The organism is Streptomyces aureocirculatus (assembly GCF_000720475.1).
Classification (GTDB): Bacteria; Actinomycetota; Actinomycetes; order Streptomycetales; family Streptomycetaceae; genus Streptomyces; species Streptomyces aureocirculatus.
Window position 1 is genome coordinate 66166 of record NZ_JOAP01000011.1, and the last position, 11860, is coordinate 78025.

Below are 11860 nucleotides of genomic sequence, written 5' to 3' on the forward strand. Positions count from 1 at the left end.
GGCAACAAACAAACGACCCCGACCGGGTGCTACCAACACCCGCCGGGGTCTCACCTCAAGATCGAAAAGAGCGATCTCGTGGCTTGCGAAAACTCTAACGCCGCCCTGCCCGCCCCCGCACACCCCATGGCCAAGCCGGGTTACGGCAAACGTTCCGCACCTGATCAAGGCCCCGCCCGCTCCGGCGGCTTCGGTCACCTCCCGGCCCGCGCGGCCTACCTCGCCGCCTTCGTCGACCGGCTCCCCGAAGGCGCCGCCATAGACGCCAAGACCCTCGCCAAGGCCCAGCCGCTCTACGGCCAGCAGGCCGTCCGCACCGCCCTCAACGAGCTGTCCCGCACCGGGCACCTGCGGCGCGTACGGCGACTCGTCCACGGCGAGGATGACACCGGGACCGGCACACGTTGGGTGTTCCGTACGTACTGGTCCCGTACCGCACGTGACAGCGACTGGTGGAATCAGTTCCTCGACGGTGACGCGGGCGGTGACGCGCCGACGGCAACCGGTGTCCCGGTAACTGATACCCAGGGCAGCGCCCCCGGCGACGTACCCGAACAGCGGCAACAGCCCAAGACCCAGCCCACGCCGCCAGCCTCACCCGCGTACAACGCCCTCGCCCAACTCGGCTGGACCACACCGCAATTCATTCTCTCTGCCGCCGACTGTGCCGCCCTGGAAGACCTGGCCACGCAGTGGCTCGATCGTGGCATCACCGCAGCGCAGCTCACGCACGCCCTCACCGCAAATCTCCCCGACCAGGTCCACGCACCCCGCGCCTTCCTCCAGCGGAGGCTGCGCGACAAGATGCCGCCGGTTCCCCCTCCCCGTACGCATCACCGAACGATCATGGAATGCACCGCCTGCGGTGTACCAGGCCGCGCCGAAGCCCTGCCCGGCGGCCTCTGCCGCGCCTGCCGGGCACCGGACGACAGCCGTCCGCCCGTACCCGCCACCCCCGACCCCGCCGCAGTACGCCGCCACGCCGCCCAGGCCCGGCACGCCCTCGCCGTCCGCGTCCTGGTCTGAACTGCCGTTCCCCGCCCCGCTGTCGCCCCGCCTGCCGCAGAATGGAACGGCGACGAGAACAGCCAGAACAGCCAGAGCACCACAGGGCGACGTAGCCAGTACGCGGCAACGCGGCACAGCGAGCACCAGGAGAGGCGCAGGCGTATGAGATCGCGGGGCACCGTCGAGCTGGACGAGGTGGAGCGGCCGATCATCGAGCAGTTGAAGTCGATGGGGTGGCGGCACATCCACGGTCCCGATCTCGCCGGGCCCGGCGGCGAGCGGTCGTACGGCGATGTCCTGCTCGCCGAGCGCCTGCGCCGCTCCATCCGCCGCGTGAATCGTCTCTCCATGACCGGCCGGCCCTGGATCGACGACAAGAGCGGCGCCGACGACGTCGCCATCGAGGACCTGCGCCGAGCCGCGCACAACGTGGCCACGACGAAGCTGAAGGACGTCAACGGTGAGGTGACGAGCCTGCTTCTCAGCGGCACACCTGTGACGGGGCACGAGGTGCACCACCAGGGCAGGACCGTGCACGCGCAGTACATCGACTGGGACTTGGAAGGGCTCGACGACGAGGAGATCCTGGAGCGGAACGACTTCCTTGTCGTCGACCAGTTGCGCGTCCAGGCGGCCGACGGCGGGTTCCCCGTTCTCGACCTTGTGCTGTTCGTCAACGGCGTCCCCGTCGTCGTCATCGAGTGCAAGAGCCCCGACCTCAACGACCCCCTAGGGGACGCGGTCCGTGATCTGCGGGCCTACGCCGGGGTGCCGCTTGACGACGACACCCGCCGCGCGGACGAGCGGCCGGGCGGGCTGCCCGAGCTCTTCGCGTCCGTTCAGTTGCTCGTCGCGGCGAGCGGGGAGAGCGCCGCGCTCGGCACCATCACATCCACTGAGGAGCACTTCGCCGCCTGGCGCAGCGTGACGCCCGACTACGAGGACGACGCCGATCTCCTCCGCTCCCTCCAGACCACGCGAACCGACGCAGGAAAGCGGCTCCTTGAAGAGGGGCAGCCCCTCACCGAGCAGCACAAGCTCGTCGCGATCGTCCTCAAGCCGCGCAATCTGCTCAACATCATGCGGCATTACGTCTTCGAGCTGCCCGTCAAGACCAAGGAGGGCGAGCCGCCGCTCACCGTCAAGGCCGTATGCCGGCACCAGCAGTTCCGGGCTGTCGAGAAGATCGTACGGAAGCTCCGGAACGGGCGGACGCGGCTCGACCCGGCTGTGGACGACGACCAGCGCGGCGGCGTCATCTGGCACACGCAAGGGTCCGGCAAGAGCCTGACCATGGCGTTCCTGGCGCGGCGGCTCCAGAACAGCCGGGACCCGGAACTCAACCGTTTCACGATCCTCGTCGTGACCGACCGCAAGCAGCTCGAACAGCAGCTCTCGGCGGCGGTGCGCAGCAGCGGCCGCCCCGTGCGGATCGCCAAGTCGCAGGCGGACGTGGAGGGGATGCTGGAGCGCGCCGGACAGCCCGGCGGGCGAGCGGTCATCTTCGCGATGATCCAAAAGTATCTGGGGCGGATCCCGGGGCTCATCGAGGAGACGGCGGACGACGACCGGGACCCGAGTGCCGAGTTCGCGGCGGCGCAGGCGCGTATCGAGGAGGGCGGGAGCGCGGAGGAGGCCGCGGACCCAGTGCCGGACGAGGACGTCGTGGAGGAGGTGCGGCGGCGGTTCACCGAATGCAGTACCTCCCCGCACGTACTGGTCCTCGTGGACGAGGCGCACCGCTCGCACACCTCCGTGCTGCACGCCTGCCTGCGGGACGCCGTGCCGAACGCCGCACGTATCGGCTTCACCGGTACGCCGATCATGAAGGGCAAGCTCACCGACACCGGGCGGATCTTCGGCCTTGAGCCGGACGACAAGTTCCTGGACGCCTATCTGATGGACGAGGCGGAGCGGGACAGGGTCGTGGTCCCCGTCCGGTACGAAGGGCGTGCCGGGTCGGCCGAGGTACGGGACAAGCAGGAGCTCAACGCCAAGTTCGAGGACTTGATCGCGCGGCTGCGGCAGGAGCAGCAGGACCGGGTCCGCAAGCGGCTGAAACCCACCAGCCGCGACGTCGCCGAGTCCGTGTCGATGATCCGCGCCAAAGCCGTGGACATGCTGGAGCACTACGTCACCGGGCCGCTGACCGGCGGCTTCAAGGCTCAGGTGGCCGCGGTGAGCCGCCGCGCGGCCGTGCTGTACCGGCACATGCTGAACGACGCCCGCGCCGAGCTGCTCGGCCGGGTGCGGGACTTCGACCCGGCCACACTGCGCGACAAGCGCCTGGAGGACTACGAATGGGACGATCTGGTACTGCTGCGGTCCTGGCAGTACCAGGAACTGCTGCGACGCATGGACTTCGTCCCCGTGATCTCCGCCGGAAAGGATCAGAAGAACGGGCGGTGGCGGGAGTGGACCGACCCGCAGCGGCAGCAGGAGAACATCGACCGCTTCCTGGAGCCGTTCCCGGAGCTGCCGCCGGACAACCCGTGGATCGTGGAGCACCCTCCGGAGCCCGATCCGGTGCCCGGCGGCATGATCGGTATGAATCCGTGGAGTGACGCGGCCCCCGACGCTCCGGAGGAGGTGCGGCCCATCGCCTTCCTCATCGTGAAGTCCATGCTCCTGACCGGGTTCGACGCCCCCATCGAGCAGGCCCTGTACCTGGACCGCCCCATTCAGGACGCCGAGCTGCTGCAAGCCATCGCCCGCGTGAACCGGCCCCGCCGCGGCAAGCGCGAGGGCCGCGTCGTGGACTACTACGGAGTGCTCAACAACCTCGCCGTCACCCTGCCCGCGTACAAGGGTGACGGGCCCGCGCTCAGCGCGGTACGGAGTCTCGCGAGCGAGGTGCCGGGGCTTGAGGAGGCGGCGCGGGAGTTCGAGCGGTTCCTGGAAGGCATGGGCATCACCGGTCTCGACACGCCGGGTGGTGTGGCGCGCGGCATGCTGGCCCTGAGCGACGAGGCCGACCGCACTGAGTTCGACACGAAGCTCGGCGACTTCATGAACGCCCTGGAGCGCGTGCTGCCGCACGAGGCGGCGCTGAAGCAGGTGCCGAACGCCCGCCGCTGGGTCGTGCTCCAGCGGCGGGTACGCAGGCACTACAGGGACGCGCAGGGCGGGAGCTTCTCCATCCGGGCCTACGGCCGGAAGGTCAGGGCGATGGTCGCCGACCATCTCGACCTGCCCGAGCTCACGCAGATCATCCCGCCCGTGTCCATCCTCGCACCGGACTTCGACGAGGTGGTCGGACGCATCCCGGATGTGCGGGAGTCGGCGGCCGAGCAGGTGCAGGCGTTGCGCTACCACCTGGAGGAGCGTCAGGAGCAGGAGCGGCGGCCCGTCCACCGGACGCTGTCGGAGGAGCTGGAGAAGATCCTGGAGGAGTTCGACGGGCGCTGGGACGAGATCAAGACGCGTATCGGACCGCTGATCGAGCGAGCCCGGCAAGCCGAGCAGGCCGACCCGGCCGTGGCGGACCTGACGCCGGTCGAGCAGCGGCTGTACACGAAGGTCACGGAGCGGTTGAGCGAGAGTGACGCGTTCGACCAGCCCGCGCAGGCGTACGTGCGTGAGCTGGCCGTCGACCTCGCCGCACTCATCGCCGGTCATGTCAATCGTGCCTCTTGGTCCGACAACGAGGCGAGTCTGGGGGATCTGCGGATCGACATCTGGCACAAGCTCCGTGACGCGGGGCTGAGGCCGCGAGCGGAGCGGGACAGGGGGCCCTTGCGTGAGCTCTCGAATGTTCTCGCCGGGTACGCACAGCAGCACGCCGACGCGTTTCGGGCACACGGCCGGGGACAATAGGGGGCGTGCCCGCCGCTGATCAGCTTCCGTCCGCCTCCGATTCCGCCGCCCCTGACGGTGCTCTGCTCGTCGACGGGCAGAGGCTTTCGGTGGACGGGCGGGAGTATCAGGTGGTGGTGAGCGCTCGGCGTAAGCGTCTGGGCCTCACGGTCGAGCGGGACGGCTCCTTGCTCCTGCGGGTCCCGGTGGGGTGCGAGACGGCGCGGGCGGAGGGCTTTGTGCGGCAGAGCCGCCGCTGGATCGAGGCCAAGCTGGGGATCCAGGCAGAGCATCGCCCCGCACATCCGGTTCGTGTCTTCAGGGACGGCGAGGTCTTCCGCTACCTGGGGCGTGAGTACCGGCTCCTCGTGGTGGACGAGGGCGGTGACCCGGTGCGGCTCGCCGCCGGGCGGCTGAGGCTCGACAAGAGAGCCGCCACGGACCCTCGGCGTGCCCGGCGCGAGATCGTCGCGTGGTACCGGAAGTCCGGGCTGCGCTGGTCACAGCGGCGTCTTCAGCCGTGGGCGGCACGTATGGAGGTGCCTGAGCCTGGCGTCACCGTCCGGGACGTCGGGAACCGTTGGGGCACGTATCGGCCCGGTGATCAAGGTGCCGGGCAGATGGCCCTTCACTGGGCGATCTTTCAGCTACCCGCCCATCTCGTCGATTACGTGATCGCGCACGAGCTGGCTCACATCCGGGTCTCCGGTCACGGACCGGAGTACTGGACCCTCCTCAGGCGAGCCATCCCTGAGTGCGAGGCGCGGAAGGAAGAGTTGGACGACTTGGGGCGGCGACTCTGGCTCGGGTAGCCGAATCCGTAGAGCCGGAGCCGGGACGGGGGCAGACGTCCGGGCTCCGCCCACGCCCTCACGCCACCCGGGCAGCCCCCGCGAACGGCATCTGGCTGATGGGGTCGAGCCGCACCGGGGCGCTCGGGTTCGGGGCGTGGATCATTTTGCCGTTGCCTACGTAGAGGCCGACGTGGCTGATGCCCGGGTAGAAGAAGACCAGGTCGCCCGGTTGGAGCTCGGTGCGGGAGACGCGTCGGCCCGTGTCGATCTGGGCGTAGGTCGTGCGCGGCAGAGAGACCCCCGCGGCGCGGTACGCGGCCTGGGTGAGGCCGGAGCAGTCGAAGGCGTTGGGTCCTGTGGCGCCCCACACGTAGGGGCTGCCCAGGGCGTTGTAGGCGTACGAGACGGCCGCCCCGGCGCGGGAGTCGGGCGCCTTGATGCCGCCGGGCGCGGTGCCGCGCGCGGCCGCGCGTGACGCCCTGGCGGCTTCCGCGGCCGCTCCCCGCGAGCCGGTGCGGTCACCGCCGGTCACGCGGGCGCGCTCCTCCTCGGTCAGCCGGGCGAGCAGCCGCCTGGCCTCGCCCAGCTTTCCGGTCACCGTCTTCTTGTGCTTCCGCAGGTCCGCCTGACGGGACTTGAGGTCCGTGAGGGTGTCGTCGGCCTCGGTGCGGAGCTGGTCGAGGGAGCGGATCTGACGCCGTACGCCGGCGATCTCGGCGGCCTGGCGGTGGCCGACGCGGTCGGCGCGGGTGGCACGGTCTAGGTAGGTGTCGGGGTCGGAGGAGAGCACGAACTGCATGGACGGGTCGATGGCACCCTTGCGGTACTGGGCGGCGGCCAGTGAACCCAGGTCCTGGCGTGCGGTGTTGAGCCGGTCCGTCTTACGGGCCGCCTCGTCGCGGAGGTCGCCGAGGGCCGTTTCGGCGCGGTCGGCCTTCTCCTTGGCGCCGTTGTACTTCTCGGTGGCGACCTCGGCCTCGCGGTAGAGCTCGTCGACCTTGGCCTTCACCTCACCGGGGGTGAGCCGCGGGTCCGCGTGTCCGGTGCCTTCGAAGGCGGTCGCGGTGGCTGCCGACGCGAGGGCGAGGGTCGCGGCCGTACGGGCCGTATTGCCGCTGAGCGAGCGCCGTTTGGGCTTGCGGTGCGCTGCCACGGAGGCTCCACGTCCTTCCTTGCGGGGCGGGGCCCTCGTGGGCCGGGCCCGCCCTTGATGGCCGGGGTCCGGTACCGGTCCGGCGACGTCCGCACAGGGGAGACGGGACGCCGCCGGACTTTCTCGGCGGAGGTGGCCGGCTGCCGTCCCTGGTCCGGACGACGGTGGGGAGCCGGTCACCTGGCAGAGGACGCTAAACTCACCGTCACCCCTTCGTGACCCGTTGTGCGCTAACGGCGGATGTGGCGCAAGGGCTGAACGGATACGAGCGTTCCGTCCCGTCTTCGCCGACGGGTTCACGACGTGCGTGACCGATGTGGTGCATGTGGCCCGCTTGTCCGGTGGGAGTGATAACGCCCTAGGGGCGGCGAGTTACCCGGGGTGCCCGCGGTGCCGTGACTCGCGCGGCCGGAGCCGTGCCCCGTGCGGCCGGATCCGCGGGCCGGGAATTAGGCTCCGCCCCATGGACGTACTCATCCATCTCTTCGTCGGCCTGCACATCATCGGCATCGCTTCACTCCTGGGCGGCTTCTTGACCCAGATGAAAGCGATGGGTGAGGGTACGGCCCGGTTCAGCCCCGCGATGCTGCACGGCGCATTGACCATGTTGATCACTGGCGTCGTTCTCGTCGGTCTGAATCAAGCCGACGACAACACGATCAATAACGTCAAGATCGGCGTCAAACTGGCACTGTTGATCGTGATTCTCGGCCTTGTGTACGTGAAGCGTGACGAGGGGAAGGTGGACAAGGCCGTGTTCGCCACCGTCGGCGCATTGACGGTGGCGAACATCTTCATCGCCGTCCTGTGGACGTAGACGTAGGGGAGCTCTACGCCGGACGCACCACGCTGTGGATCGGCATGTAGTAGATCGACTCGACCCGGACGTTCGCGCCGGGCTTGGGGGCGTGGATCATCTTGCCGTCGCCCATGTAGATGCCGACGTGGCTGATGTCGTCGTAGAAGAAGACGAGATCACCCCGCTCGGCGTTCGCCGTCGAGACGGTCGTGCCCGTCTTCACCTGGTCCCAGGTGGTGCGCGGCAGGGAGATGCCCGCGGTCTTCCAGGCGGCCTGGGTGAGGCCGGAGCAGTCGAAGGAGTCGGGGCCTGTGGCGCCCCACACGTAGGGCTTGCCCATCTGCTTCTCGGCGAAGCCGATCACCTTCTCGGCCTTCGCCGCGTAGCTGCCGCCGGCGCTCCCCGAGCCCGAACCGGAGCCCGAGCCCGAACCGGAGCCCGCCCCCGAGCCCCCACCTGAGCCGGTGCCCGGGTCGGAGCCGGAGCCCGAACCCGCGCCGGACCCCTGGTCCTGGTCCCGCTCCTGCCCCTGCTCATGTTCCCGCTCGCGCCGCTCCGCGGCCTCCTCCGCCTTCCGCTTCCGCTCCGCCTCCGCCTGCTTGCGCGCGACCTCGGCCGCCTTGCGGTTGGCGGCCTCCTTCTTCCGCTTCTCGATCGCGGCAAGCCGCGCCTTCTCCTCGGCGGTCAGCTTCGACAGGAGCGAGCGCGCCGCGGTGAGCTTGGTCTGGACGGTCTGCTTGCTCGTCCTGAGGTCGTCGCGCGAGTCCTGCAGCGTCCGCAGGCTCCTGGCGGCCTTCGCGCGCTGCTTGGTCGCCGCGACCTGCTGCGTCTGGTAGTCGTCGACCGCCTTCTTCTGGCGGCTGGTGAGCCGGTCCGCGAGGTGGTTCTGGTCGAAGAAGCCCTTCGGGTCGTCGGCGAGCAGCATCGTGGCGGTCTCGGAGACGGCTCCGGTCCGGTACTGCGCGGCGGCGAAGGAGCCGAGTTCCTGGCGGGCCTCGTTCAGGCGGTCCGTGCGCCTGGCCACGTCGTCCAGGAGACGGTCGGCCTTTTTGCGCTGTTTGTCGGTGTTTTCCTTGGCGGAATTGTACTTCTGTGTGGCCACCCCGGCCTGGTGGTAGAGGTCGTCGACCTTCTTCTGTACCTCTTCGAGGCTCGGCTTGCCGGGCTCGGTGGGGGCGGACGGCGCGGCGTGCGCGCTCTGCGAGAGCAGGGCCACCGACGTCAGGGCGGCCGTGGTGATGCCGAGTGCGGGGGTCGTGCGGACGCGGGCCGGTCGGCTGCGCGGCTTGCGGTGCGACGCCAAGACTGGCGACTCCTTCCGTGGACCGCCTACCGGGTTAGCTGTCGGGTTCGGGCGGATGATCCGGAAGGCTGCCCTACGGTTCCGTACTGGGTACGGGGCCGATTCACCCCAGAGATCGTGGTGGGTCCCCGGCTCCGAACGCGTCGGACTCGGCGGAGGCCGCGCGTGCCCGGCGGGGTTCGCCGGTGGGGGGACGTGCGGCCCGCGCAGCACGCTAGCCAACCGGTGTGGCGCGAGGGAAGGTTGATGTTCGATATGCCCGATACATTTTCGTGTCTTGACGAGGCGTGCCCGTGGCTTCACGAGGCGTGTCCGCGACGTCGCGAGGTGCGTACGGAGTGGCCGGATCAAGGACGGCCTCGCGGAACCCGGCGCGGGTTGTCAGTGGGGCCGCCTAGACTCGGGAGGCGATGAGCAGCCTCTTTGACGACAGCTTCCTGGCGGACCTCAAGCCCTCGCAGGGCCACGAGGAGGAACCCCCGCCGCCGCCCGAGGACAGTGCCCCGGAGCCCATTCCGGACGACCTGTTCCACGGGAGGTTCGACGCGCCCGCACCCCGGGACGCGTACTACAGGGACGGCGCGCACCGCCCCGCGATCGACCCTGCGGCGCTGCTCGACGGCCTGAACGAGAACCAGCGCGCGGCCGTCGTGCACGCCGGAGCACCCCTGCTCATCGTCGCCGGCGCCGGCTCCGGCAAGACGCGCGTGCTCACGCACCGCATCGCGTACCTCCTCGCGGAGCGCGGTGCCCACCCGGGCCAGATCCTCGCGATCACGTTCACGAACAAGGCCGCCGGCGAGATGAGGGAGCGCGTCGAGCAGCTCGTCGGCCCGCGCGCGGGCGCCATGTGGGTGTCGACGTTCCACAGCGCGTGCGTGCGCATCCTCCGCCGCGAGTACAAGAAGCTGGGCTTCACGTCCTCGTTCTCGATCTACGACGCCGCGGACTCCAAGCGCCTCATGGCCCTGGTCTGCCGCGACCTGGACCTGGACCCGAAGAAGTTCCCGCCGAAGTCCTTCAGCGCCAAGATCTCGAACCTGAAGAACGAGCTGATCGACGAGGAGGACTTCGCCGCCCAGGCCGCCGACGGCTTCGAGAAGACCCTCGCCCAGGCGTACGCGATGTACCAGTCGCGGCTGCGCGAGGCCAACGCCCTCGACTTCGACGACCTGATCATGACCACGGTGAATCTGCTGCGCGCCTTCCCGGACGTCGCCGAGCACTACCGCCGCCGCTTCCGCCACGTGATGGTCGACGAGTACCAGGACACCAACCACGCGCAGTACGCCCTCGTACGCGAGCTGGTCGGTCCCTCCGGAGAGGGCGACGAGCCGGGCGAGCTGTGCGTCGTCGGTGACGCCGACCAGTCCATCTACGCCTTCCGCGGCGCCACCATCCGCAACATCCTCCAGTTCGAGGAGGACTACCCGAACGCGACCACCATCCTCCTGGAGCAGAACTACCGCTCCACCCAGACGATCCTGACCGCCGCCAACGCGGTCATCGAGCGCAACGAGAGCCGCCGCCCCAAGAACCTGTGGACCAACGCGGGCGCGGGCGCGCGCATCACCGGGTACGTCGCCGACACCGAGCACGACGAGGCCCAGTTCGTCGCCGACGAGATCGACCGCCTGACCGACGCCGGTGACGCCAAGGCCGGCGACGTGGCGATCTTCTACCGCACGAACGCCCAGTCCCGTGTCTTCGAAGAGATCTTCATCCGCGTCGGCCTGCCCTACAAGGTCGTCGGCGGAGTCCGCTTCTACGAGCGCAAGGAAGTCCGCGACGTCCTCGCGTATCTGCGGGTCCTCGCCAACCCCGAGGACTCCGTCCCGCTGCGCCGCATCCTGAACGTGCCCAAGCGCGGCATCGGGGACCGCGCCGAAGCGATGATCGACGCGCTCGCGCAGCGCGAGAAGATCTCCTTCCCGCAGGCACTGCGCCGCGTCGACGAGGCGTACGGCATGGCGGCCCGCTCGGCGAACGCCGTGAAGCGCTTCAACACGCTCATGGAGGAGCTGCGCACGATCGTCGAGTCCGGCGCGGGCCCCGCCGTCGTCCTGGAGGCCGTGCTCGAGCGGACCGGGTACCTCGCGGAGCTGCAGTCCTCCACCGACCCGCAGGACGAGACGCGCATCGAGAACCTCCAGGAGCTGGCCGCCGTGGCCCTGGAGTTCGAGCAGGACCGCGGCACGGCCGCCGGTGCCGCCCCCGCCGCCGACACCGCCTCCGAAGCCGCTCCCGCTGCGGAGGCCGCACCCGGTGCCGCCCCCGACGCCACTCCCGCGGACGACGCGGCACCGGCTCCCACAGGCACCCTCTCGGACTTCCTGGAGCAGGTCGCGCTCGTCGCGGACTCCGACCAGATCCCCGACGAGGAGGACGACGGTTCCGGCGTCATCACGCTCATGACGCTGCACACCGCCAAGGGCCTGGAGTTCCCCGTCGTGTTCCTGACCGGCATGGAGGACGGCGTCTTCCCGCACATGCGCGCCCTCGGGCAGGTCAAGGAGCTGGAGGAGGAGCGGCGCCTGGCCTATGTGGGGATCACGCGCGCGCGGGAGCGGCTGTATCTGACCCGGTCCTCCATGCGCAGCGCCTGGGGCCAGCCCTCGTACAACCCGCCGTCGCGCTTCCTGGAGGAGATCCCGGAGGCCCATCTGGACTGGAAGCGGACCGGCTCCGTCGGCGCGCCCGCCTCGTCGGGTCCCGCGGGCGGGGTGGCCGCCGCGCTGTCGTCGTCGCGCTCGCGCGCGGGCGGCGCACAGGGCTTCGCCACCCGCAGGGCCACGGAGAAGCCGGTGGTCGCGCTCGCGGTCGGCGACCGTGTGACGCACGACCAGTTCGGCCTCGGCACGGTGGTCGGCGTGAAGGGCACGGGGGCGAACGCCGAGGCGACGGTGGACTTCGGCGAGGAGAAGCCGAAGCGGCTGCTGCTGAGGTACGCGCCGGTGGAAAAGCTGTAGCACTCACCCCGGGGCACGGGGGACACTCGGCAGGTGCAA

The 11860-nt window shown here is 69.9% G+C and carries 7 protein-coding genes and 1 riboswitch; of the genes, 5 read left to right on the forward strand and 2 right to left on the reverse strand.

The window, feature by feature from the left end; all coding sequences use genetic code 11:
* Nucleotides 1-78: 78 nt before the first annotated feature.
* The 3 genes from IG78_RS0112600 to IG78_RS0112610 all read left to right on the forward strand — a co-directional run bounded on the left by IG78_RS0112600 (nucleotide 79) and on the right by IG78_RS0112610 (nucleotide 5615).
* Nucleotides 79-1026, forward strand: a complete 948-nt coding sequence (locus IG78_RS0112600) for a hypothetical protein (protein ID WP_030562257.1) — start codon at nucleotides 79-81, stop codon at nucleotides 1024-1026.
* Between the two features lie 144 nt (nucleotides 1027-1170).
* A complete protein-coding gene (locus IG78_RS0112605) occupies nucleotides 1171-4824 on the forward strand; it encodes a type I restriction endonuclease subunit R (protein WP_030562259.1) in 3654 nt (1217 codons plus the stop codon).
* Between the two features lie 5 nt (nucleotides 4825-4829).
* Nucleotides 4830-5615, forward strand: a complete 786-nt coding sequence (locus IG78_RS0112610) for a M48 family metallopeptidase (protein ID WP_225882212.1) — start codon at nucleotides 4830-4832, stop codon at nucleotides 5613-5615.
* A gap of 58 nt (nucleotides 5616-5673) precedes the next feature.
* Here IG78_RS0112610 and IG78_RS0112615 read toward each other — a convergent pair whose 3' ends face one another.
* Nucleotides 5674-6750 (reverse strand): C40 family peptidase, encoded by a 1077-nt coding sequence (locus tag IG78_RS0112615; protein WP_030562264.1) that lies wholly within the window; start codon nucleotides 6748-6750, stop codon nucleotides 5674-5676.
* 463 nt (nucleotides 6751-7213) lie between these two features.
* On the opposite strand from IG78_RS0112615, the gene IG78_RS0112620 reads away from it, so the two are divergent.
* Nucleotides 7214-7567, forward strand: a complete 354-nt coding sequence (locus tag IG78_RS0112620; protein ID WP_030562266.1) for a hypothetical protein — start codon at nucleotides 7214-7216, stop codon at nucleotides 7565-7567.
* Nucleotides 7568-7580: 13 nt separating this feature from the next.
* On the opposite strand, the gene IG78_RS0112625 is transcribed toward IG78_RS0112620, so the two are convergent.
* A complete protein-coding gene (locus tag IG78_RS0112625; RefSeq protein ID WP_030562267.1) occupies nucleotides 7581-8852 on the reverse strand; it encodes a C40 family peptidase in 1272 nt (423 codons plus the stop codon).
* A gap of 8 nt (nucleotides 8853-8860) precedes the next feature.
* Nucleotides 8861-9017, reverse strand: a riboswitch (cyclic di-AMP (ydaO/yuaA leader).
* Between the two features lie 245 nt (nucleotides 9018-9262).
* Here IG78_RS0112625 and IG78_RS0112630 point away from each other — a divergent pair.
* The gene (locus tag IG78_RS0112630) at nucleotides 9263-11821 is read left to right on the forward strand and encodes an ATP-dependent DNA helicase (RefSeq protein WP_030562269.1); all 2559 of its coding nucleotides are present in this window, start codon (nucleotides 9263-9265) and stop codon (nucleotides 11819-11821) included.
* Nucleotides 11822-11860 lie beyond the last annotated feature (39 nt).